The 22,869-nt window shown below is 49.4% G+C and carries 19 protein-coding genes, 3 rRNA genes and 1 riboswitch; of the genes, 20 read left to right on the forward strand and 2 right to left on the reverse strand.

Annotated features, from left to right (window positions below; translation table 11 throughout):
• Positions 1-299: 299 nt before the first annotated feature.
• The 4 genes from MKX50_RS00055 to MKX50_RS00070 all read left to right on the forward strand — a co-directional run bounded on the left by MKX50_RS00055 (position 300) and on the right by MKX50_RS00070 (position 6,630).
• Positions 300-1,855: ribosomal RNA gene (locus MKX50_RS00055) — 16S ribosomal RNA — on the forward strand.
• 423 nt (positions 1,856-2,278) lie between these two features.
• Positions 2,279-5,208 (forward strand): 23S ribosomal RNA (locus MKX50_RS00060).
• A gap of 76 nt (positions 5,209-5,284) precedes the next feature.
• Positions 5,285-5,401: ribosomal RNA gene (gene rrf, locus MKX50_RS00065) — 5S ribosomal RNA — on the forward strand.
• The 16S, 23S and 5S rRNA genes sit together here, the layout of an rRNA operon.
• An 836-nt stretch (positions 5,402-6,237) precedes the next feature.
• Positions 6,238-6,630 carry a hypothetical protein gene (locus MKX50_RS00070; protein WP_213595407.1) on the forward strand — a complete coding sequence of 131 codons (393 nt, stop codon included), beginning with the start codon at positions 6,238-6,240 and terminating at the stop codon, positions 6,628-6,630.
• Between the two features lie 175 nt (positions 6,631-6,805).
• Here the strand turns inward: MKX50_RS00070 and MKX50_RS00075 are convergent, their stop codons facing one another.
• Positions 6,806-7,330, reverse strand: a complete 525-nt coding sequence (locus MKX50_RS00075) for a hypothetical protein (protein ID WP_213595324.1) — start codon at positions 7,328-7,330, stop codon at positions 6,806-6,808.
• 229 nt (positions 7,331-7,559) lie between these two features.
• Between MKX50_RS00075 and MKX50_RS00080 the strand changes: the two genes are divergently transcribed.
• The 10 genes from MKX50_RS00080 (at position 7,560) to rsmI (ending at position 15,434) form a co-directional block, all read left to right on the forward strand.
• The gene (locus MKX50_RS00080) at positions 7,560-7,745 is read left to right on the forward strand and encodes a sigma factor G inhibitor Gin (RefSeq protein ID WP_155613580.1); all 186 of its coding nucleotides are present in this window, start codon (positions 7,560-7,562) and stop codon (positions 7,743-7,745) included.
• Between the two features lie 198 nt (positions 7,746-7,943).
• Entirely contained in the window at positions 7,944-9,476 is a 1,533-nt protein-coding gene (locus tag MKX50_RS00085; RefSeq protein WP_213595326.1) for an aminotransferase class I/II-fold pyridoxal phosphate-dependent enzyme, read from the forward strand.
• Positions 9,466-10,110 (forward strand): dTMP kinase, encoded by a 645-nt coding sequence (gene tmk / locus MKX50_RS00090; protein ID WP_339158094.1) that lies wholly within the window; start codon positions 9,466-9,468, stop codon positions 10,108-10,110. Before MKX50_RS00085 ends, tmk begins: the two co-directional genes overlap by 11 nt.
• Before the next feature lie 82 nt (positions 10,111-10,192).
• The gene (locus tag MKX50_RS00095) at positions 10,193-10,522 is read left to right on the forward strand and encodes a cyclic-di-AMP receptor (protein WP_019640047.1); all 330 of its coding nucleotides are present in this window, start codon (positions 10,193-10,195) and stop codon (positions 10,520-10,522) included.
• 355 nt (positions 10,523-10,877) lie between these two features.
• A complete protein-coding gene (locus MKX50_RS00100) occupies positions 10,878-11,321 on the forward strand; it encodes a YaaR family protein (protein ID WP_213595329.1) in 444 nt (147 codons plus the stop codon).
• Positions 11,322-11,379: 58 nt separating this feature from the next.
• The gene (gene holB, locus MKX50_RS00105) at positions 11,380-12,354 is read left to right on the forward strand and encodes a DNA polymerase III subunit delta' (protein ID WP_283926425.1); all 975 of its coding nucleotides are present in this window, start codon (positions 11,380-11,382) and stop codon (positions 12,352-12,354) included.
• Positions 12,355-12,480: 126 nt separating this feature from the next.
• Positions 12,481-13,281 carry a stage 0 sporulation family protein gene (locus MKX50_RS00110; protein WP_155613576.1) on the forward strand — a complete coding sequence of 267 codons (801 nt, stop codon included), beginning with the start codon at positions 12,481-12,483 and terminating at the stop codon, positions 13,279-13,281.
• 45 nt (positions 13,282-13,326) lie between these two features.
• Positions 13,327-13,704 (forward strand): DNA replication initiation control protein YabA, encoded by a 378-nt coding sequence (locus tag MKX50_RS00115; protein WP_155613575.1) that lies wholly within the window; start codon positions 13,327-13,329, stop codon positions 13,702-13,704.
• Between the two features lie 87 nt (positions 13,705-13,791).
• Positions 13,792-14,541: a tRNA1(Val) (adenine(37)-N6)-methyltransferase gene (locus MKX50_RS00120; protein ID WP_213595409.1), complete on the forward strand. Its 750-nt coding sequence runs from the start codon at positions 13,792-13,794 to the stop codon at positions 14,539-14,541.
• Positions 14,541-15,434, forward strand: a complete 894-nt coding sequence (gene rsmI / locus MKX50_RS00125; RefSeq protein WP_339159942.1) for a 16S rRNA (cytidine(1402)-2'-O)-methyltransferase — start codon at positions 14,541-14,543, stop codon at positions 15,432-15,434. The genes MKX50_RS00120 and rsmI overlap by 1 nt, the downstream gene beginning before the upstream one ends.
• Positions 15,435-15,591: 157 nt before the next feature.
• On the opposite strand, the gene MKX50_RS00130 is transcribed toward rsmI, so the two are convergent.
• Positions 15,592-15,846, reverse strand: coding sequence for an AbrB/MazE/SpoVT family DNA-binding domain-containing protein (locus MKX50_RS00130; protein WP_019640040.1), 255 nt, complete (start codon positions 15,844-15,846; stop codon positions 15,592-15,594).
• Positions 15,847-16,187: 341 nt separating this feature from the next.
• Between MKX50_RS00130 and MKX50_RS00135 the strand changes: the two genes are divergently transcribed.
• The 6 genes from MKX50_RS00135 to yabG all read left to right on the forward strand — a co-directional run bounded on the left by MKX50_RS00135 (position 16,188) and on the right by yabG (position 22,637).
• Complete coding sequence (locus tag MKX50_RS00135) at positions 16,188-17,474, forward strand: HD domain-containing protein (RefSeq protein WP_213595333.1); 1,287 nt, start codon at positions 16,188-16,190, stop codon at positions 17,472-17,474.
• A 19-nt stretch (positions 17,475-17,493) separates the two neighbouring features.
• Complete coding sequence (locus MKX50_RS00140; protein ID WP_213595335.1) at positions 17,494-18,261, forward strand: TatD family hydrolase; 768 nt, start codon at positions 17,494-17,496, stop codon at positions 18,259-18,261.
• Positions 18,262-18,475: 214 nt separating this feature from the next.
• Positions 18,476-18,690, forward strand: a riboswitch (cyclic di-AMP (ydaO/yuaA leader).
• 254 nt (positions 18,691-18,944) lie between these two features.
• Positions 18,945-20,081: a 3D domain-containing protein gene (locus MKX50_RS00145; RefSeq protein WP_213595337.1), complete on the forward strand. Its 1,137-nt coding sequence runs from the start codon at positions 18,945-18,947 to the stop codon at positions 20,079-20,081.
• 114 nt (positions 20,082-20,195) lie between these two features.
• Positions 20,196-20,750 carry a ribonuclease M5 gene (gene rnmV / locus MKX50_RS00150; protein WP_213595339.1) on the forward strand — a complete coding sequence of 185 codons (555 nt, stop codon included), beginning with the start codon at positions 20,196-20,198 and terminating at the stop codon, positions 20,748-20,750.
• A gap of 6 nt (positions 20,751-20,756) precedes the next feature.
• Positions 20,757-21,641, forward strand: a complete 885-nt coding sequence (gene rsmA / locus MKX50_RS00155) for a 16S rRNA (adenine(1518)-N(6)/adenine(1519)-N(6))-dimethyltransferase RsmA (RefSeq protein ID WP_213595341.1) — start codon at positions 20,757-20,759, stop codon at positions 21,639-21,641.
• Between the two features lie 96 nt (positions 21,642-21,737).
• The gene (gene yabG / locus MKX50_RS00160; RefSeq protein WP_213595343.1) at positions 21,738-22,637 is read left to right on the forward strand and encodes a sporulation peptidase YabG; all 900 of its coding nucleotides are present in this window, start codon (positions 21,738-21,740) and stop codon (positions 22,635-22,637) included.
• The last annotated feature ends 232 nt before the right edge of the window (positions 22,638-22,869 follow it).

Below are 22,869 nucleotides of genomic sequence, written 5' to 3' on the forward strand. Positions count from 1 at the left end.
TAATACTTGCTGCAGCGATGGTAGAGAGAGTTGAGATTTCAGAATTTTAAAAAAGTTTTAAAAAAACTCTTGCAATTATCCGCAGCAAGTGTTATATTATAAGAGTTGCCGCTGAAACAACGGTAGCGAGTGAGAACAAAGTTGATCTTTGAAAACTGAACAACGAGTGAGCGGGTTTCACGGAAGTGAAATCTAAATAATAGAGTCAGATGCAAATCTGATCTCGTCAGATTCAAAATGAGCAAGTCAAACACCTTAGCTGAAAGAGATTTTACCTTCGGTAAAACTTTCTTTCACCTTTATTGGAGAGTTTGATCCTGGCTCAGGACGAACGCTGGCGGCGTGCCTAATACATGCAAGTCGAGCGGAGTTATTTTGGAAGCTTGCTTCCGAAATAACTTAGCGGCGGACGGGTGAGTAATACGTAGGCAACCTGCCTGTAAGACTGGGATAACTGCCGGAAACGGTAGCTAATACCGGATAAATCATTTCGCCGCATGGCGGGATGCTGAAAGACGGAGCAATCTGTCACTTACAGATGGGCCTACGGCGCATTAGCTAGTTGGTGGGGTAAAGGCCTACCAAGGCGACGATGCGTAGCCGGCCTGAGAGGGTGAACGGCCACACTGGGACTGAGACACGGCCCAGACTCCTACGGGAGGCAGCAGTAGGGAATCTTCCGCAATGGACGAAAGTCTGACGGAGCAACGCCGCGTGAGTGATGAAGGTTTTCGGATCGTAAAGCTCTGTTGCCAGGGAAGAACGTCTTGGAGAGTAACTGCTCTGAGAGTGACGGTACCTGAGAAGAAAGCCCCGGCTAACTACGTGCCAGCAGCCGCGGTAATACGTAGGGGGCAAGCGTTGTCCGGAATTATTGGGCGTAAAGCGCGCGCAGGCGGTCATTTAAGTCTGGTGTATAAACTCGGGGCTCAACTCCGAGTCGCACTGGAAACTGGGTGACTTGAGTGCAGAAGAGGAGAGTGGAATTCCACGTGTAGCGGTGAAATGCGTAGAGATGTGGAGGAACACCAGTGGCGAAGGCGACTCTCTGGGCTGTAACTGACGCTGAGGCGCGAAAGCGTGGGTAGCAAACAGGATTAGATACCCTGGTAGTCCACGCCGTAAACGATGAATGCTAGGTGTTAGGGGTTTCGATACCCTTGGTGCCGAAGTTAACACATTAAGCATTCCGCCTGGGGAGTACGGTCGCAAGACTGAAACTCAAAGGAATTGACGGGGACCCGCACAAGCAGTGGAGTATGTGGTTTAATTCGAAGCAACGCGAAGAACCTTACCAGGTCTTGACATCCCTCTGACCGGTCTAGAGATAGGCCTTTCCTTCGGGACAGAGGAGACAGGTGGTGCATGGTTGTCGTCAGCTCGTGTCGTGAGATGTTGGGTTAAGTCCCGCAACGAGCGCAACCCTTAGGTTTAGTTGCCAGCACATGAAGGTGGGCACTCTAGATCGACTGCCGGTGACAAACCGGAGGAAGGTGGGGATGACGTCAAATCATCATGCCCCTTATGACCTGGGCTACACACGTACTACAATGGCCAGTACAACGGGAAGCGAAGCCGCGAGGTGGAGCGAATCCTATCAAAGCTGGTCTCAGTTCGGATTGCAGGCTGCAACTCGCCTGCATGAAGTCGGAATTGCTAGTAATCGCGGATCAGCATGCCGCGGTGAATACGTTCCCGGGTCTTGTACACACCGCCCGTCACACCACGAGAGTTTACAACACCCGAAGTCGGTGAGGTAACCGCAAGGGGCCAGCCGCCGAAGGTGGGGTAGATGATTGGGGTGAAGTCGTAACAAGGTAGCCGTATCGGAAGGTGCGGCTGGATCACCTCCTTTCTATGGAGTACCTCGCTTCCGTAGCGAAGCGGTACAAATCACGGTCAGCGCAAGCTGCCGGATACACTTTGCGAATGCAAAGTGAACACATCGCTCACTCGTTGGTCAGTTTTGAGAGTTCAACTCTCAAACTTATCTTCCAACACTTACCGTTGAAACGGTAAGCTGAAAGATGATAAGATATTCTTCTGCCACTCAATGGCGAAAGAAACTTGATCCTTGAAAACTGGATATACGAAACGAAATTTGCGTTTTAGAAAATTCCTTTTAGCTGAACTTGTGTCAAAACAAGTTTAATTAAAAGTAGCTAGCGAACGTTTTGGGATAGGCGATCCTTTGGGAGTTACTTTCCACCTTGGTTGAATTTATTCGATCAGGAAAGTGACGGACAACAGAGCTAATAGCCCGAAATGAGAGCGATATGGTTAAGCTACTAAGAGCACACGGAGGATGCCTAGGCGCTAGGAGCCGAAGAAGGACGTGGCGAACAACGAAACTGCCTCGGGGAGCTGTAAGCAAGCTTTGATCCGGGGGTGTCCGAATGGGGAAACCCGGCTGTGGTAATACGCAGTCACTCACATCTGAATACATAGGGTGTGAAGAGGCATACCAGGGGAACTGAAACATCTAAGTACCCTGAGGAAGAGAAAACAAAAGTGATTCCGTCAGTAGCGGCGAGCGAACGCGGATTAGCCTAAACCAGAGAGCTTGCTCTCTGGGGTTGTGGGACGTCTCACATGGAGTTACAAAGGAAGAGGTTAGACGAACAGGTCTGGAAAGGCCGGCCATAGAAGGTAAAAGCCCTGTAATCGAAAGTCTGTTCCCTCCGAGACGGATCCCGAGTAGTGCGGGGCACGTGAAACCCCGTATGAATCTGCCAGGACCATCTGGTAAGGCTAAATACTCCCTAGCGACCGATAGTGAAGCAGTACCGTGAGGGAAAGGTGAAAAGCACCCCGGAAGGGGAGTGAAAAAGAACCTGAAACCGTGTGCTTACAAGAAGTCAGAGCCCTATTGATGGGTGATGGCGTGCCTTTTGTAGAATGAACCGGCGAGTTACGTTCCCGTGCAAGGTTAAGGTGAAGAGCCGAAGCCGCAGCGAAAGCGAGTCTGAATAGGGCGACTTAGTACGTGGACGTAGACCCGAAACCGGGTGATCTACCCCTGTCCAGGGTGAAGGTGCGGTAACACGCACTGGAGGCCCGAACCCACGTATGTTGAAAAATGCGGGGATGAGGTGGGGGTAGCGGAGAAATTCCAATCGAACTCGGAGATAGCTGGTTCTCCCCGAAATAGCTTTAGGGCTAGCCTCGGTGAATAGAGTCGTGGAGGTAGAGCACTGATTGGGTGCGGGGCCCGCCAAGGGTTACCAAGCTCAGTCAAACTCCGAATGCCATGGACTTATAACCGGGAGTCAGACAGTGAGTGCTAAGATCCATTGTCAAGAGGGAAACAGCCCAGACCATCAGCTAAGGTCCCCAAGTGTGTGTTAAGTGGGAAAGGATGTGGAGTTGCACAGACAACCAGGATGTTGGCTTAGAAGCAGCCACCATTTAAAGAGTGCGTAATAGCTCACTGGTCGAGTGACTCTGCGCCGAAAATGTAACGGGGCTAAACACACCACCGAAGCTATGGCTTGATGCATTGCATCAGGGGTAGGGGAGCGTTGTATGCGGATTGAAGTTGGACCGGAAGGACTGGTGGACTGCATACAAGTGAGAATGCCGGTATGAGTAACGAAAAGATCAGTGAGAATCTGATCCGCCGAAAGCCCAAGGTTTCCTGAGGAAGGTTCGTCCGCTCAGGGTAAGTCGGGACCTAAGGCGAGGCCGAAAGGCGTAGTCGAAGGACAACAGGTTGAAATTCCTGTACCACCGTAATCCGCTATGAGCGATGGGGTGACGCAGTAGGGTAGTGACGCGAGCTGATGGATGCTCGTCCAAGCAGTGAGGCTGATGTGTAGGCAAATCCGCACATCGTAAGGCTGGGCTGTGATGGGGAGGGAAAATTTACAGTACCGAAGGTCATGATCTCACACTGCCAAGAAAAGCCTCTAGCCAGGAGAAGGTGCCCGTACCGCAAACCGACACAGGTAGGCGAGAAGAGAATTCTAAGGCGCGCGGAAGAACTCTCGTTAAGGAACTCGGCAAAATGACCCCGTAACTTTGGGAGAAGGGGTGCCCCGGTAGTGTGAATAGCACGAGGGGGCCGCAGTGAAAAGGCCCAAGCGACTGTTTAGCAAAAACACAGGTCTGTGCGAAGCCGTAAGGCGAAGTATACGGGCTGACGCCTGCCCGGTGCTGGAAGGTTAAGGGGAGCGGTTAGGGAGCAATCCCGAAGCTGTGAACCGAAGCCCCAGTAAACGGCGGCCGTAACTATAACGGTCCTAAGGTAGCGAAATTCCTTGTCAGGTAAATTCTGACCCGCACGAATGGCGTAACGACTTGGGCGCTGTCTCAACGAGAGATCCGGTGAAATTTTAATACCTGTGAAGATGCAGGTTACCCGCGACAAGACGGAAAGACCCCATGGAGCTTTACTACAGCTTGATATTGAACTTTGATGCGATTTGTACAGGATAGGTGGGAGCCTAGGAATCCGGAGCGCCAGCTTCGGTGGAGGCATCGTTGGGATACCACCCTGATCGTATCGAAGTTCTAACCTAGGACCGTGATCCGGTTCGGGGACAGTGTCAGGTGGGTAGTTTGACTGGGGCGGTCGCCTCCTAAAGAGTAACGGAGGCGCCCCAAGGTTCCCTCAGAATGGTTGGAAATCATTCGCAGAGTGCAAAGGCAAAAGGGAGCTTGACTGCGAGACTGACAAGTCGAGCAGGGACGAAAGTCGGGCTTAGTGATCCGGTGGTACCGCATGGAAGGGCCATCGCTCAACGGATAAAAGCTACCCTGGGGATAACAGGCTTATCTCCCCCAAGAGTCCACATCGACGGGGAGGTTTGGCACCTCGATGTCGGCTCATCGCATCCTGGGGCTGAAGTAGGTCCCAAGGGTTGGGCTGTTCGCCCATTAAAGCGGTACGCGAGCTGGGTTCAGAACGTCGTGAGACAGTTCGGTCCCTATCTGTCGTGGGCGTAGGAAATTTGAGAGGAGCTGTCCTTAGTACGAGAGGACCGGGATGGACGCACCGCTGGTGCACCAGTTGTTCCGCCAGGAGCATAGCTGGGTAGCTACGTGCGGATGGGATAAACGCTGAAAGCATCTAAGCGTGAAGCCCTCCTCAAGATGAGATTTCCCAATTAGTAAGACCCCTTGAAGACGACGAGGTTGATAGGCCTGAGGTGGAAGTGCAGCAATGTATGGAGCTGACAGGTACTAATCGGTCGAGGGCTTATCCAAAATACCCCAACATTGGGGCTAACACGCAAATAAAGTTTCGTATCCAGTTTTCAGGTGATCAATTCATCTGAATATGTTTGGTGGCAATGGCGGAGGGGTTCCACACGTACCCATCTCGAACACGACCGTTAAGCCCTCCAGCGCCGATGGTACTTGGACCGCAGGGTCCTGGGAGAGTAGGACGTCGCCAAGCGAAGAACCACTGCCGATCATCCGGTGGTGGTTTTTATTTTTTCTTTTAGGTGTTTTAAGGCTGTCTTGTTAGAGAAGTACGCCGAAAACAACGTATCTCTTAGTATAAAAAGAGTCGAACTGTGGGCTGAAATGTGACTAGATGACAAGTTCGATAATGAGAAGAGTCATTAGTTTTTTGGGCATGAACTGGATTGCTACAGTAGCCCCAGCGGCTCCATGAAAGTTTCTCCCTTTGGGGGAAGGTGGGTACTAATACTAACCTCTACGTATCTACATGTATTTCATACAGTTAGTTCACTCAATTTAGGCGAATCAGAGATAATTAACTGGATAACATACATCTAGTTGGAGACTATGACGAGGATTGAAATGAATTATGGCTAACTAACTGTAGGATTTGCAATTAGTAGGAATTTTTCTGGAAAAAGGGGCTAACTAACTGTATAAATTGCATTTAGCCTCCAATTCGCTCCCTCACAAAAGACAGATGCCTGAACAGGGGAATTGACACGTCCGCAAAAGGTGGGCGACAAGCCATATAGAGCCAGAAAGCAACCCAAAAGAATGAATAAAAGCAGGTACCCATAAAGGAATTAAGAGAAACCCCGGCTTCTTCATATTTAATTGTTCGTTTTAATGTAACCTTTTTGTTACCGACAAGGTACAGACTGGCGTTATAATGAGAATGGTAGTTTATCGCCTAGGAAATTTAGCCTATCTTTTGCAATTGTTATGTTCCACAAATGTTAATATTATCCAAGTAATATAGTATGTTAGGTCAGGTAAGGAGGAAAAAACATGCGGCTAAGAGGAAGAGGATATTCCTTATGCTTCATGGGGTTAGTCTGGGTGATTCTGCTCACCATTACAGGCTGTGCATCTTCCACACCTTCTTGGACGAAATTTGAAGGCTCGGTTGTCGAGAAGAGCTTCCCTGTTCCTGGGGAGGCCAGTATTACGGAAACAGCGCTTAATAATTCCAGAATGGATTACGTCCATTATTCGTTATCGGGAATTAAAGAGTCCGATAGCGTGCCGGCGGAGTATCAGCAAGCGATTAGTGAATGGGGTTGGACGGAACAAGAGGATCAGAATTCAGGAACGACTCATGTATACAAGAAAGATAAAGTTATCGTTCAACTAACAATTCATGATAATTCGTTTACCGTGCTGGTGCCGAAGCAGGATAGGAAGACCGTAATACAAGGTCTGGAGAGCAGTCAGTAGCAGCTTTATAGTCCGGCAGGATTGAAGCATATGGAATATAGGAGTTGGCGTATCGGCCTGTTTCCTGCAGTGATGCAGGAAACAGGTTTTTTTATTTATCGAGGTAAAAAGAATAATGATGAGTGGATATTAACATGGTTAGCATGGTATATATGTAAAACCACTGAGAATTGCTCTAAGGCATGTAGTAGGAAATGTCTTCTTCGTTAAATTTGATCATGCCTTCTTTAGGTTGGTTGTTGAAGCCAAATAGGGGATAAAGCCGCGGTGCTATACTCCATGCATGCCAGAAAAACAAAGAAAATACAAAAGACATCGGAGACCAAGGAATCATAATACCGATTATGACTAGGCCGATCCACGAGGTATGAATTTGTACCCGTCGATATACCGAGTAGGAGACATATTGATCCGGCATATAACCGATCCAGGGCAAACGTCGGGTAAAACGCCAGCGTTTGCGGTACGTGCTATGTTGAAGGACAAGTACGGATCGGGCTATTACATATTGAATCCAAAGGGCAATTGGGATTGCCAGCAGGAAGAAAAATATGCTTGTCCAAGTGAAGAGGACAATTTCTGCCGCAAGCCATATCAATGGAAGCGTGAGCAGACTATAGATCAGGGTTTTGGGTATGACCAATTTTTTGAGAAGTCTATAGTGGTAAAACGTTGCATTCGTGCCGGATTCAGCGGGCATCGATATATTCAACCCTCCTTGGGAAAAAAGTAAATAGATAAACCTTCAAAGAGGCATGCTCTTACTAATATATCGGCAGAAAAAAAGAATATTTTATGTTTGTGGCGTACAAACACCACTGCATCAGGCTTTGCATATACATATATAGTAAGAAGTGTACTATGAAAGGGTTTAAAATAATAGAACATGTGTCATACTGATAGTAAAATAAATCAAGGTGGGATTGCGGATGGATGAACATGCGCATCATACATGCATAATATGCGGTGAGCATAAATCGGAAGGTATTCATATTGTGTCGGAATTCATATGCGATGCTTGTGAGGCGGAAATGGTCCACACAGATGTTCAAGAGGAGAAATATCACTTTTTCATTCATCGAATGAAGCAGATATGGGTGCAGAAGAATGCATAGTATTCATAGTTAAGGACCTGCCGAAGTGTATGGCGGGTCCTTTTGTATGTTGCCCTAAGCACAAGAGAAGCGTTAAAATGAAGTGATACCCTGTATATAAGAAATCCGAAGGTATGATGATTTGTTAATAGGTACGGGTTTCACCCTGCCTTATCAAAGGGTAAGTAAAGTCAATTCATTCGGAAGGACCAGATATATATGTCTGACAGTTTGAAGCAAGGCGCTCCCTTATACGAGGCCCTGCTTCGGTACAAAGAGGCGAAGCTTGCTTCTTTTCATGTCCCAGGCCATAAAGATGGCCAAGCCTACAGAGTCGGCAGTGGTAACCCTGCGATGGAGCTGGCTCAGGTCATGGAGATTGATGTGACGGAAATTACCGGAACGGACGATCTTCATCACCCTGAGGGAGTAATCAAGGAGGCGCAGCAGAGGGCTGCCTCCTTGTTCGGAGCCGAGGAGACGTACTTCCTTGTCGGCGGCAGTACAGCCGGCAACCTGGCACTCATCCTGAGCGTGTGCACCGCTCCAGGCGATGTGCTGCTTGTGCAGCGCAATGTGCATAAATCCGTCATTCACGGATTGATGCTAGCGCAAGCACAAGCGGTGTTCCTAGCGCCGCAGCTGCACGGCGCAAGCGGGCTCGCCACCATCCCGTCCGTAGAGACGGTGCGTGAGGCCCTGCGCCGGTATCCCGGCGCGAAGGGGCTGCTCGTCACGCACCCGAACTACTACGGGATGGGCACATCGCTGGCAGAGCTGGCGGAGCTCTGCCACGCTCACGGCGTGCCGCTGCTCGTCGACGAGGCACACGGCGCCCACTATGGGCTGCACCCGGCCTTGCCGGTGTCCGCGTTAGCCCAGGGCGCCGATGGCGTCGTGCAGTCGACGCACAAGATGCTCGCCGCCCTCACGATGGGCGCGATGCTGCACGTGCAGGGCCGCCTGCTTGATCGCGGCCTGCTGCGTCAGCGGCTTGCTATGGTGCAGAGCTCCAGCCCTTCGTATCCGATCATGGCATCACTTGATCTGAGCCGCCATCTGCTGGAGCAGCAGGGGCATGCCGCATTTAGCGAAGGCCTATCAGCGGCGGACTGGCTGCGCCAGGCGATCCAATCTGAACTGCCTCGCTTTGGCATCGTACAGACGGGCGCCAGCGGAGAAGATGCTGCATATACTACACAAGATCCGTTCAAACTTATACTTTATGATGCAGCCGGCTTCTGGAGCGGTTACGAACTGCAGGCGAAGCTAGAGGCGGCGAACTGCATACCGGAAATGAGTGATGAACGATATGTGGTTCTGGCGCTGAGTCTGGGGACAACAAGAGAGGATACTGAACGCTTATACCATGCGCTGCAGAGTATGGCGGGAGAGGAGTCTTTTACCTTGGCCCCTGTTTCCACGTGGAACATTGCGAACGACCTGGGAGACAGAGTGTCCAATCCAGTGCCATTTACGATACAGCCGCGATCCCAGGAAGAAATCGAAGCCGTAGTAGTAGAGAATAGTCTGGGCCGAATCGCAGCGGAAATGATCATTCCTTATCCGCCGGGCATTCCTCTGTTCTATCCGGGAGAGACCATTTCGGAGAAAGCGCTGCGGCGCTTACAAGGGCTGCGGCAATCCGGGGCTAAATGTCAGGGAGCTGCGGATTCTCAGCTGAATACGATTTTGGTTTATAAACATCTCCATAAAGAGCAAACAGAAGGCGGGAATACCGATGAAAAGTAAAGGATTGTTTATTACGCTGGAGGGCGGGGAAGGCTCAGGCAAAACGACGATGCTGCAGCTGCTCAGCTCGCTGCTTAAGGAGCAAGGCATTCCATGCCTAACAACGAGGGAGCCAGGCGGAATTGTGATTGCTGAGAAAATTCGCGAGGTTATCTTAGCGCCGGAGCATACGGCCATGGATGCACGAACCGAAGCACTGCTCTATGCGGCGGCCCGGCGGCAGCATTTGGCGGAGAAGGTGGAGCCTGCACTCGATGAGGGAACCATCGTGCTATGCGACCGCTTCATCGACAGCAGTCTGGCTTATCAAGGCTATGCCAGAGGCCTTGGCATTGATGAGGTGTTGGCGATCAACAGCTTTGCGACCGGCGGCCGTTTTCCCGATCTGACATTCTACATGGATATCCAGCCGGAAGAAGGATTGGCAAGAATCGCTGCAGGTGAAGGGCGCGAGGTTAACAGGTTGGATTTGGAGAGCCTGGAATTCCATCATAAAGTGAGGGAGGGCTACCGCATAGCCGCACAGATGTATCCGCAGCGGATCATCACGATCGATGCCTCCAGAACGCTGCAGGAGGTCAGCGAGGAAATGAAGAGCTATCTTTTTGCAGCATTAAAGGAATTTGCAGTATGATTGTCAAATATAAATGTATTCGGTTTCGTAAGCCGGATGCGAACCAATCTTGCGATATTCTAAAATACGAGGAGGGGCTGCAATGAAACTGATCATTGCCATTATCCAAGATAAAGACAGCAATCGTCTATCCAGTGCGCTCGTGAAGGAAAATTATCGGGCGACGAAGCTAGCAAGTACCGGCGGATTTTTGCGGGCAGGGAATACGACGTTTATGATCGGGGTAGATGACAATCAGGTTGAATCCGTTTTGAATGTCATCCGCAGCAGCTGCAAAGTCCGTGAACAGCTTGTCACGCCAGTGACGCCGATGAGCGGAACGACCGATTCGTATTTGCCGCTGCCGGTTGAGGTGCAGGTTGGCGGGGCCACCGTCTTCGTTCTGCCGGTAGACCGCTTCGAACATTTTTAGGGGTAGCTCAAAAAGTCACCTTTTGATCACGAAGTAACTCAAGATGTAATTCAACATCGAATCTTGCACTCACCCTTGAAGAGCATATGCTTTCGTAGTATGTTTCCGTTGGAAACATTTCAGATGCTCATGTAGGTTTTGCCTACACTCTGCTTCTCCTGAAAGTTTTGCAAAGCAAAACTCGCTCCGGAAGCAAGGGCTTCGGGTTCATGCAACCTAAAGCGTTTTGAAAAAACGCACATCGGAAGGTTAAGCTTCGGTGCTGAAAAGTTGACTTTGTGAGCCTGAGCATTTAGGGGCAGCTCAAGATATAGAGATAATATTTTGAAATAAATGAAGATAGGCTGTGAATGCAATGAAGATAGGTCCGGGATTCAGGCCGCTGAACAATGGCATTGGAATCAATGACAATACTGCAAAACCGGTACAATCCAAATCATTCTCCGACGTCATGCAGCACCAGGGCGAGCGAGCCTCCCAGGAGGAATTGAATCGCCGCTTTAAGGAGATCCAGCTTCAGGGCGACCGCCTGGCCCGGTCCATGACCATTCGCGAGCTGAAGGCATATCGTCTTCTCGTCAAAAGATTTATGGAAGACACGGTACGGCGCGGCGTAGGCATGAAGGATTCCAGGGGCTGGGATCGCCGCGGTCGAGGCAAGCGCTATAAGCTGCTGGACGAAATCGACGCAGCTTTGCTGGAGATGGCTGATGAGCTTCTGGAGACGGAGCAGGGGAAAATTGAGCTGCTTCAAAAAATGGGCGAGATCAGAGGCATGCTGATCAATCTTTGTTTTTAGTTTCTTAACAAGAAGCATAGTTAAGAAGTGAATCGACTTAATAAGGAATGAAATCGCAATGTCATTTGAGCAAATTTTGGGGCAGGATACGGCTAAGGCACTGCTGCAAAGTGGTCTTCGCCGAAACCAGATATCGCATGCCTATATATTCAGCGGGCCCCCGGGAAGCGGACAGAAGGAGATGGCAATGGCGTTCGTACAGGCGCTGTTCTGCACGGAGGACGGCGAGGATGCCTGCGGGGAATGCTTGGAATGCCGTAAAGTATTGCATGGCAATCATCCCGATCTCCATTATATCGCTCCTGAGGGCTCGACCATCAAGATTGACCAAATCCGCGACTTACAGCGGATTTTCTCATATCGTTCGGAAGGCGGGAATCCGAAGGTTTATATTATCGACGAGTCGGAGAAAATGACCGTTCAGGCTTCGAATAGCTTGTTGAAGTTTCTGGAGGAGCCGCCGTCTCCGGCCGTGGCCATTTTGTTGTCGGATAACGGACGGGCCCTGCTTCCGACCATTCAATCCCGGGCACAGTGGGTGCCATTTACGCCGCTGGATCCGGAACAAATGCTCCAGATTTTATCAAACGAGGGTTTTCCGCCCACTTTGGTGAGGTGTGCCGTTCATTTGGCGGCAGGACTGGGTCCATGCCGCGAGCTTCTACAGCAGAATTGGTTTGCAGAAATTAGAAACGTAGTGTTACAATTAGGGAAGGAAGCCTCAGGACGTGGCGGGACTCCTTTAATAACAGCGCAGCAAACTATTTTCAAGGCTGGCCTCAGCGATCATTTGGACATGTTGTTTAATCTTTTCCATTTGTGGTTTAAGGACATGCTCCATGCGCTCTATCGCCGGCATGACCGGATTGTTTTCATAGATGAGCTGGATTTCATCAATCGGCATGCTTCCAGCCGAAGTCAGGAGCATTGGATTCAGGCCATGGCGCTGGCGGCGGAGAGCCGGAAGAAGCTAAGACAGAATATGAATGGCCAGCTTTGCGTAGAGCAGTTTTTAATTGGCGTTGAAGGATAATTATAGAGATACAGACCTGATGGACGACGCCGGAACTTGCAGTAAACTTTCTCCCATGCAATAACAGGGATTTATTTGAAAGGTCACATATTTATTAGTGCCAGTGCTAGACGAGGGGGTAAGTTTTTGTACACTGTAGTAGGTGTCCGTTTCAAGAAAGCGGGCAAAATATATTATTTCGATCCACTAGAGCTTCCGGTTGAGAAGGAACAGAGCGTCATCGTTGAGACGGCGCGCGGGATCGAGTACGGCAAGGTTGTCGTCGGGAAGAAGCAGGTTGGAGAAACGGATGTCGTTCTTCCGCTGAAGAAGGTCATTCGGATTGCAGACGATGCTGACGCCCGTGTTGTGGAAGAGAACAAGCTTGCGGCAAAGAACGCTTTTGCCACTTGTTTAAATAAAATCAAAGATCATGATCTCAAAATGAAGCTGGTCGATGTCGAGTTTACATTTGATCGCAACAAAATCATTTTTTATTTCACGGCTGAAGGCCGGGTCGATTTCCGTGAACTCGTTAAGGATTTGGCCAGTATCTTTCGTACGCGGATCGAGCTTCGCCAAATCGGAGTTCGAGATGAAGCCAAGATGCTCGGCGGGATCGGTCCATGTGGACGCATCCTATGCTGTTCGTCCTGGCTGGGCGACTTTGAGCCCGTATCGATCAAGATGGCTAAGGATCAGAGCTTGTCGCTGAACCCGACAAAGATTTCCGGGCTTTGCGGAAGACTGATGTGCTGCTTGAAATTTGAGCATGATAACTACGAGAGTGTGAAGGAAGAGCTGCCGTCGGTAGGCAAGATGGTCGTTACTTCGCTCGGTGAAGGGAAAGTCGTGGGGCTGAATGCGGGCTCGCGTTCGGTTCATGTGCAATTATTTGAAATAGGTAAGGTCAAGGAACTTCCTTTAGATGATGTTGTCGTTAAGTAATGAGTTTTCATGATAGAACTTTAGAGATGACTCTGGGGTGGGAACTTGGAGAATAAAGATATTTTTACGCATATGCAGGCGCTGGACGCACAAATGGGAACCGTTCACGGCGAATTGAGCAAGCTGATGCTCGAGGTGAAAAAGCTAGTGGAAGAGAATCAGCAGCTTCGACTGGAGAATGAGCAATTACGCAAGATTTTAAAACGGGAGTCCACCGAAGGGCGCCTTCCGTTATCTCCAGACCAAGGTGAATCCACCTTGCCAGAAGGCAAGGAGCCGCCGGAAGCGATTGATATTGTCGGGGAAGGGTATGACAATCTCGCACGTCTGTATCATGAGGGATTCCATATTTGCAACGTGTATTATGGACATTTACGAACGGAAGGCGATTGCCTGTTCTGTTTGTCTTTTCTGAATAAATAAGCAAAGCCGTAGGAGCTTCCTACGGTTTTTTTTCAATCACCTGTTCAAAAGAAAGGCGAGTTTACAATGATGAAAGGCCAATTACCGATGGAAGTACCTTTATACGAAAAAGAAAGATTGGATGATCTGCTGACGCATCATTTACGGATTATTCAAAGTGACGAGGTGTTCAGCTTCTCTATGGATGCCGTACTGCTGGCCCGGTTTGCAGCCGTGCCGAAGCGGGGCAAAATCATTGATCTATGTACGGGCAATGGCGTGATTCCACTGCTGCTGTCCACGCGTACGGAGGCGCAGATCGAGGGAATTGAAATACAGCCCCGGCTTGCGGATATGGCGCGCCGCAGCATACAGCTGAATGCTCTGCAGGATCGGGTCACCATCCGCGAGGGAGACCTGCGGGAGCTTGTACAGCAGACAGGGCACGGAGCGTACGATGCACTGACGGTGAATCCCCCTTATATGCCGCTGACCGGCGGGGATTTGAAGCTGAATCGGCATCAAGCCATTGCCAGGCATGAGATTCACTGCACGCTGGAGGAGGTCATCAGCTCCTCCATGAGACTGCTGCGAACCGGGGGCAAATTGTCGATGGTGCACAAGCCACAGCGGCTAGGTGAAATTATGACGCTTCTACGGCAATATCGGCTTGAGCCTAAGGTTATTCGCTTCGTTCATCCGCGGGCAGGCATGGAGGCGAACATGGTGCTTATTGAAGCGCTGCGTGATGGCAAGCCGGATGTAAGGGTACTGCCGCCGCTGATCGTATACGAGGAGAATGGGGAATACTGCAAAGAAATATACGAAATATATTACGGGTCAAAAGAGGGAAAATGATGAGTGTAAAGGTGCAGAGAAGCTTCGCCGAGCAGCAGCAGGGTCAACTATCCGGCTGCGGAACGCTCTATTTAGTCGCCACGCCGATCGGTAATCTGGAGGATATGACTTATCGGGCAGTGCGAATACTGCGGGAAGCAGATATTATCGCGGCGGAGGATACGAGACAGACGAGAAAGCTGCTATCCCATTTCGAAATTACGCCAGGCAAGCTGCTGAGTTATCATGATCATAATCGGGTGGCTAGTGGACCGGAACTGATACGCTTTATAATAGAAGGAAAAAATTTGGCTCTCGTCAGCGATGCCGGTCTGCCAGCCATTTCCGACCCTGGGAGCGACCTGGTGAAGCTGGCGATTGAGGCGGGAATACCCGTTGTACCTGTGCCGGGAGCAAATGCGGCTTTATCGGCCTTAATCGTTTCCGGTCTGCCTACGGACAGTTTCAAATTTATTGGCTTTCTTCCCAGGGAACAGAGGGAGCGGGATGAAATACTTCATATGCAGCAGGAGGAACAGAGCACGTTGTTATTCTACGAATCCCCGCACCGACTGATCAAAACTCTGGAATCCATGCTCGCTGTTCTAGGGAACCGGAGAATCGTTCTGGCTCGTGAGCTGACGAAACGCTTTGAGGAAATGGCCCGGGGAACAGTCGAGGCATGTCTAGAATGGCTGGGGGAGCATCCGCCGATGGGGGAATATTGCATTGTAGTAGAAGGAGTTGACCCAGGGGAGCTTGAAGAGAAGCGGAACGCCTGGTGGCAGTCTCTGTCTATCCACGACCATGTGTTACACTACGAAGAGGAAGGGTTATCCCGAAAGGAGGCAATGAAGAAGACCGCGCAGGATCGGGGGGTATCCAAGAGGGATATTTATCAGTCGTTGATATAGCAATGGGTGGGAAAATGGCCAAAGGATGGGCATAAAATAGGGGAGCACAAAAAAAGGGAGCCTTCATTCGGCCGGGTTCAAGCCGAAGAAGGCACCAAGGAGATATGAAAAAGGTTAGAATTAACAGATTCAGTAAGTCTATTATATACTATAATTCTTAATTTGTCACAGGTGTTGGAATTTCTGTGAGGCATTCATGGCAAACAATTTTACCTTTGAAATATGTTACGTTCTCAGCGTTGCCGCAGAAGATGCAGGCAGGCTCGTATTTCTTCAGCATAATACGCTCCCCGTCCACATAAATCTCAAGCGCATCTTTCTCTCCGATTCCGAGCGTACGACGCAGTTCGATAGGAATAACTACACGACCTAGCTCATCTACTTTTCTAACAATACCTGTTGATTTCATCATGACTGATGATACCCCTCTCGCGGAAATTTTAAGAAAATTTTTAAAAGCGTCATTATTCGACAAACTTCTATCTTTTATGATATTTATAATACCAACGTTTCCCAAAACAGTCAACCTATTTATGGTAGAGTTCAGTTAAATTACTAAATTAAAGATATAAATGTACGAGTTGTTTTAAAAAACTGCTTTTATACCGGGCTTTTTAAGCATTCGACATACTTCCGACATCTAACATGACTATATTAGACAAAATTCGACAAACTTTGTCGAATTTATCAACATGACCTGTGAAGTTAAATTCTTGTAGTTTCAAAATAAATTGAAAACAAGGAGAATTGGCCATGCATAACCTTCGCGAAGAAAAGGTATTCAAAGATCCTGTTCATAATTATATTCATGTTCAGGATGAATTGATCTGGTTACTTATTAATACGAAGGAATTTCAGCGGCTTCGCCGGATTCGGCAGCTTGGCACTTCTTATTTGACCTTTCATGGTGCTGAGCACAGCAGATTCTCTCATTCTTTAGGAGTATATGAGATCACACGGCGAATCATTTCCCAGTTCGAGCGAAATAATTATCCGGACTGGCCAAAGGAGGAACGGCTTGTCGCGCTCTGCGCGGCACTGCTCCATGATCTGGGGCATGGCCCTTTCTCCCATTCTATCGAACAAGCCTTTGACATGAATCATGAGGATTGGACCTGCCGCATTTTGCTTGGCGATACGGAAGTAGGGCATGTTCTAAAGCGAATGGGCGAGGACTTCCCGGACAAAGTAGCTTCTGTCATACGGAAGGACTATCCCAATGAAATTGTCGTAAATCTGGTGACCAGTCCGCTAGATGCTGACCGTATGGACTATTTGCTGAGGGATGCTTATTTCACCGGCGTCAATTACGGTACGATCGATATGGATCGGATTTTGCGGATGCTGCGGCCATACCGGGGACGTATTGTCGTGAAGGAGACCGGCATGCATGCGGTAGAGGATTATTTGATGTCCCGTTATCAAATGTATTGGCAGATTTATTTTCATCCGGTGACGCGGAGCTCGGAAATTATTTTGCGGCAAATTTTTCGACGGGCCAAGGAGCTATATGCGGAAGGGTATTCATTTTCCTTTCTTCCCAATCCTTTACCGGGCTTGTTTAACTCTGAACTGACAGTGCAGCAATATTTGCTATTAGATGAAGCTTTAATTCAAACGGCTTTTATGCAGTGGAAAAATGAGGCTGATTCCCTGCTCGCTGATCTTTGCACCCGTTTTATGGATCGTAAATTGTACAAATATGTTGAACTGGATTCGCTCGATTTGGAGAAAATAAGGGAAATTCGCGAAGAATTCCGAAAATTAGGCTTAAATCCGGATTATGATCTGATCATTGATTTTCCAACGGACTTGCCTTATGATGTGTCTCGTCCTGACGAAGAACTTCGCGGTAAGCAAATTTTGCTGCTGGACAAGCAGGAGCGCTTGGTGGAAATATCGGAGGTTTCCGATATTGTCCGGTCGATTAGCGGTATACAGCGGGGTAAATTTTATTTGTACTTTCCAGACAATAAACTACAGGCGGTCTATTCTCAGCTGCCTGCTGATTTGGCTCGTATTTTTGGACAGGAGACTTAATTACAGGAGGGTTATCGCCATGTTAGTGGATACACATACGCATTTGGATGCAGAGCAGTTTGACGAGGATCGCGAGGAAACGATTTCTCGCGCAGTGGAACAGGGAGTTACGCGCATGATCAACATCGGTTTTAATCGGGAAACGATTCCTACCACAATGAAGCTGGCCGAGAGCTACGACTTCATATATGCCGCCGTCGGCTGGCATCCCCAGGATGCTATCACGATGAAGGAAGAGGATTTGGACTGGATTGCTGAATTATGCCGCCATGAGAAAGTCGTCGCCATTGGAGAGATTGGTCTTGATTATTATTGGGATACTTCACCCAAGGATGTCCAGCATGCTGTATTTCGCAAGCAGATCGGGCTGGCCCGGGAGCTTGGAATGCCAATCGTCATTCATAACCGGGATGCTCATGAGGATACAGTGCGTATTTTGCGGGAAGAGAAAGCCCAAGAAGTCGGAGGAGTAATGCATTCGTTTTCGGGGAGCTGGGAAACGGCCAAATTATGTCTGAATATGGGATTTCATTTGTCCTTCGGGGGCCCGATTACCTTCAAAAACGCTAAGCAGCCTAAAGAGGTGTTGAAACAAACACCGCTCGACCGGTTATTGATTGAAACGGATTCCCCTTATTTGACTCCACATCCACATCGTGGAAAGAGAAATGAGTCCGCCTATGTCCATTTAGTGGCAGAGGCAGCCGCTGAATTAAAAGGGTTGTCCTTCCAAGAAATTGCAGAAATCACAACCCGAAATTCACTGGAACGATTTTCCATTCGGTGAAATCGGGAGCAAAAGCGGTGAAAAGAAGAGATTTCTGGAAAGATTAATGCATTTTAATTTAAAACACCGAGTCTATTACATTTTTTTAACCTTTTTCTTAAGAAAACGTTCTTGATTCGTCCTTTACAACATGCATTGAAACAGGATAGAATCTTTTCAGTGATCGATTTGGCCGAGTTTGGCGTATTGCCTATGGCCATCGAATCATGTTCCAGAACCAGTCTCGCTGAGTCTCCGTAGAGGAGAACGGGGGAACCGGATACGGCTTGGTGAATTGTTTTCATTTTCAACGTTGCCGTATTTGATTTCTTTGCAGGATCTTTGGGGTGAATTCGAGGTCATTGCGCCATGAGCGAATGAACCGAGAAAGGGCGGCTCTCTTCGTCCGAACCCGACAGCTAACCTCGTAAGCGTGTCAAGAGAGGCAACTTCGTGCATCCTATTACACCAAGACCTACAGGAGCCACGAAAGAGTTGCTCTAACTCTTTCTTCCGGCTTCTTTTGTTTTGAATAATTGTAATAGGGTCATCATACTGTTGTAAAACAGGAGGTGACAATTGCCGACCAGACTGGGGCAGGATGCGGGATGCTGCAGTTCTAGCATTCCGTAAAAAACGGAAATAGTCACGTCAACATCTCATCATGCATTGACCTAGGGCGGGACTATGAAGGAGGACGGAAAGTGGGCATTTTCAAGAAAGAAGAGACCCATGAATCACGCTCATCCAGTATGTCTTACGCATTGCGATGGAAGCATGAGAACCTACGTCAGATATCGGTCGTCACGTTGTTAACTGTTGCAGCGATCATCGTTATTCTGATTTGGCTGAACGGCAACAGCAAGAACATTTATTTGGTGGTAGACGGGAAGATCCAGGAGATCGAGACCCGTAAATCTGTAGTGAATCAAGTACTGGATGAACATTCCATCGTGCTGGGCCAGGGTGATAGCATATCACGGCCGCTTGAGAGCTCCCTGAAGAAAGGGGACCGGATCGTTATCGTAAGGGCGGTTCCGGTGCAAGTCAACGTGGATGGCAAGACAAAGTCGCATTTAACGACTCAATCCAGTGTACAGGGCATTATCAACGAGCTTGGCATTACCGTAAACCCGGATGACAAGATCACTCCGGATTTAAGCAGCAAAGTTACTTCCGATCTCCAGATCAAAGTGGTGCGCGTATCCAAGCATACAGTACAGACGAAAGAGACCGTGCCATTTGCCGTCGTCAAAACCTCGGATCCTAATCTGGAGAAGGGGCAGACGAAGGTGCTGCAGCAGGGTAGCGAAGGAGTAGTTGTACATCACATCGAAAAAGTGTATGAAGACGGAAATTTCGTATCCAAGCGTTGGCTGAGCAAAGAGATCAAGACGAAAGCTCAGGACAAAGTAGTCGCTGTAGGTACGAAGCCTAAGCCCGAGGCTGTGCTCGCCGCTAATATTACCCGCACTGCGGATAAAGTGGATATCAGTGGAACGACAACCAAAGGCGGCGTCTCATTTAAATATAAAAAAGTGCTTAAAGACGTCACACTAACCGCCTATTCCGCCGAAGAGGATGGAATCGGTACGAAGACCGCCTCCGGGACACGTGTAACGGAAGGCAGAACGATCGCCGTAGACAAGAACGTTGTTCCTATGGGCTGGTGGGTATATATCGAAGGCATTGGGTTCCGCAGAGCCGAGGATACGGGTGGCGCCATCAAGGGCAACAAAATGGACGTTTACTTCGATAGCCTGCAATCGGCGAAGAACTTCGGGCGCAAGAAGGGACGCACGGTGTATGTTATCGGTCCAAACAAACCAGAATTGAACTAATTCCTGTTTTACTTTGTAAAAGGAATAAGATACTATAGATAAATGAAAAAGGTATGGAAAGAAGAGGAGAAGTCCTCTTCTTTTTGCGTATGAGGAAGAGGGTCGTTTGTTCCCATGATTAAAGAGGTTATTGTCGTGGAAGGGCGGGACGATACCGTTGCCGTCAAAAGGGCCGTTCAGGCCGATACGATTGAAACCGGAGGTTCGGCCGTCAACGAGACCGTGCTGCGCAAGATTGAGCTGGCGCAGGAGCGGCGCGGGGTCATCATTTTGACTGATCCTGACCATGCTGGCGAGCGAATCCGCAAAATTGTCGCAGGTCGGGTACCGGGCTGCAAACATGCTTTCCTGCGGGAGGCCGATGCTACGCGGCGTGGTGATATCGGTGTGGAGAATGCCTCTCCCGAAGCCATTCGGGAAGCGCTGGCACGTGTGCATACCGAGACGGAAGCTGCTGAGGCTGATGACACGCTCATCGATTGGGAAGACTTAATAGACGCCGGCTTGATCGTGCACCCTTCAGCCGCCGCCAGAAGGCGCGTGATCGGTGAATTGCTTGGCATCGGTTATTGCAACGGCAAGCAGCTTTACAAACGGCTTAACGTATTTCGGATTAGCCGGGAGGAGTTTCTGGCTGCGCTGGCTCAATTGGAGGACAAAGGGGTATAAAGTGCCATGAGTAGAGAAGATATATCAACGCCGCGCCGCACAAAGGAAATTATTCAGCGGCATGGATTCTCATTTAAGAAAAGCCTCGGTCAGAATTTCCTGATCGACCAGAATATATTAGCGAACATCATCGAAGCGGCAGGGCTGGACAAGACCAAGGGGGCTTTGGAGATCGGACCCGGCATCGGGGCCCTCACGGAGAAGCTGGCTCAGCAGGCCGCCAAGGTAACCGCCGTCGAGATCGACCAGCGGCTGCTCCCCATTCTGGAGGAAGTGCTGGAGCCTTACCCGCATGTTGATGTCGTGCATGGAGACGTGCTGAAGCTAAATTTGCGCGAGCTGTTTGAACAGCAGTTCAAAGATGTGTCGGGCGTAAGTGTCGTGGCCAATTTGCCCTATTACGTTACCACGCCGATTTTGATGAAGCTGCTGGAGGAAGGGCTGCCGCTTGAGCATATCGTCGTAATGATTCAGAAGGAGGTCGCTGAGCGTATGGCGGCTTCTCCTGGGAGCAAGGCTTACGGCAGCCTCAGCATCGCCGTGCAGTATTACAGCGAGCCGGAGCTCGTCTGCATCGTGCCGCATACGGTGTTCATTCCCCAGCCGAATGTAGAGTCCGCAGTCATCCGTTTGAGCGTTCGAAAGGAGCCGCCTGTCTCGGTAGAGGATGAGGCCTTCTTCTTCGATGTCGTGCATGCATCCTTTGCCCAGAGAAGGAAAACGATTGCCAATAATCTGAAGAGCCGCTTCTTTCCGAAGGAGGGCCGCGAGCGGTTGGAGCAGCTCCTTGCCGAGGCGGGCATAGAGCCGAGCCGCCGGGCCGAGACGCTGTCTCTGCAGGAGTATGCCGTGCTTAGCAACGTATTGTTGGCTGCAGGCATGAAGCATTAATAACTGCTGCTTCGTGGTCAAAAGAGGGCTTTTTAAATAACCGCTCCTGTAACCAATCCCCGCTTTCGCCCATACCTTAGGGTAGAGGTGATTTATTTGACGAACTTGGGAGACTTGGTAGTCCGGAAGTCGTACGGCGGGGACGTGACATTCCGGGTGGAAAGCATACAGCGGAATGAAGCGATGATTAAGGGGACGGAGTTTAGGCTGCTGGCCGATGCCCCTTTGCATGATCTCGTTAAGGTTGATCCAGCCTCTCCAAGCGAGAAGGCTAGAAGAGCGCGCATTAAGGCCACGGAGTCATTAAAACGGCTGCATCGTGATCGTCAGGAGCAGACTGAGCGCAATCAGGCAAGCCTGGGGAATCCATTGTGGTACGCGCAGAACGAGCCGTCCTATTTCGAGGTCCCAGGCAAGGTTCTGCATTTGGACGGAGACGAGAGGTACTTGAAGAAGAGTCTGGAGCTGTATGAGAAGCTTCGCGTTCCTGTCCATGGCTATTATGTGGCGGAGTCGCAAATGGCGAGCGTCTTGTACCGTCTTCTTCCGAGCATCCATCCGGACATTGTGGTCATAACAGGACATGATGGTGTACTTAAGAACCGGCCGCATGCAGATCTGTATAATTTGACGAGTTACAAGAACTCCAGCCATTTTGTTGAGGCAGTACAGACCGCTCGACAGTATGAGCGCAACTTTGATGCGTTAACGGTCGTCGCTGGGGCGTGCCAGTCCCATTTCGAAGCGTTGCTGCAAGCTGGGGCGAACTTTGCCAGCTCGCCTTCCCGCGTGCTTATTCACGCGCTCGACCCGGTCTACATTGCCGCAAAGATATCCTTTACGTCGATCCGCGATACAATTAGTATGATGGATGTTTTGAATAATACGATCAGCGGGACGCAGGGCGTCGGCGGGATTGAGACACGAGGAAGCTACCGGATCGGTTTGCCTAAGCTTAAAGATTTAACTACTCTGAAGGTAGTTCCATCCATGTAAGGTTTTATTTTCATATATTATGGTTTGTGAGTGGCACCGTGAGGTGCTTCTTTTGTTTTTTGAGAAGGAACTGAAATCTGCCGAAAAACGCCGAATTATGCGGTTTATCCGGGATTTATGGCAAATAAATCTCCTCATAAAAAGATGTCGAAAAAAAATCGTTGACAATACTTTTTTCTCCCTGATATAATTATTTATTTCAGTTTGACAAATGACCTCCTTCCTTGTATAA

The organism is Paenibacillus sp. FSL W8-0186 (assembly GCF_037969765.1).
GTDB lineage: Bacteria > Bacillota > Bacilli > Paenibacillales > Paenibacillaceae > Fontibacillus > Fontibacillus woosongensis.

What these genes read in the sequence shown, in the direction of transcription:
- MKX50_RS00070 (WP_213595407.1), top strand. Translation starts at nt 6,238, where the DNA reads ATGGGGTTAGTCTGGGTGATTCTGCTCACCATTACAGGCTGTGCATCT.
- MKX50_RS00075 (WP_213595324.1), bottom strand. Translation starts at nt 7,330, where the DNA reads ATGCCCGCTGAATCCGGCACGAATGCAACGTTTTACCACTATAGACTT.
- MKX50_RS00080 (WP_155613580.1), top strand. Translation starts at nt 7,560, where the DNA reads ATGGATGAACATGCGCATCATACATGCATAATATGCGGTGAGCATAAA.
- MKX50_RS00085 (WP_213595326.1), top strand. Translation starts at nt 7,944, where the DNA reads ATGTCTGACAGTTTGAAGCAAGGCGCTCCCTTATACGAGGCCCTGCTT.
- tmk (WP_339158094.1), top strand. Translation starts at nt 9,466, where the DNA reads ATGAAAAGTAAAGGATTGTTTATTACGCTGGAGGGCGGGGAAGGCTCA.
- MKX50_RS00095 (WP_019640047.1), top strand. Translation starts at nt 10,193, where the DNA reads ATGAAACTGATCATTGCCATTATCCAAGATAAAGACAGCAATCGTCTA.
- MKX50_RS00100 (WP_213595329.1), top strand. Translation starts at nt 10,878, where the DNA reads ATGAAGATAGGTCCGGGATTCAGGCCGCTGAACAATGGCATTGGAATC.
- holB (WP_283926425.1), top strand. Translation starts at nt 11,380, where the DNA reads ATGTCATTTGAGCAAATTTTGGGGCAGGATACGGCTAAGGCACTGCTG.
- MKX50_RS00120 (WP_213595409.1), top strand. Translation starts at nt 13,792, where the DNA reads ATGGAAGTACCTTTATACGAAAAAGAAAGATTGGATGATCTGCTGACG.
- rsmI (WP_339159942.1), top strand. Translation starts at nt 14,541, where the DNA reads ATGAGTGTAAAGGTGCAGAGAAGCTTCGCCGAGCAGCAGCAGGGTCAA.
- MKX50_RS00130 (WP_019640040.1), bottom strand. Translation starts at nt 15,846, where the DNA reads ATGATGAAATCAACAGGTATTGTTAGAAAAGTAGATGAGCTAGGTCGT.
- MKX50_RS00135 (WP_213595333.1), top strand. Translation starts at nt 16,188, where the DNA reads ATGCATAACCTTCGCGAAGAAAAGGTATTCAAAGATCCTGTTCATAAT.
- MKX50_RS00140 (WP_213595335.1), top strand. Translation starts at nt 17,494, where the DNA reads ATGTTAGTGGATACACATACGCATTTGGATGCAGAGCAGTTTGACGAG.
- rnmV (WP_213595339.1), top strand. Translation starts at nt 20,196, where the DNA reads ATGATTAAAGAGGTTATTGTCGTGGAAGGGCGGGACGATACCGTTGCC.
- rsmA (WP_213595341.1), top strand. Translation starts at nt 20,757, where the DNA reads ATGAGTAGAGAAGATATATCAACGCCGCGCCGCACAAAGGAAATTATT.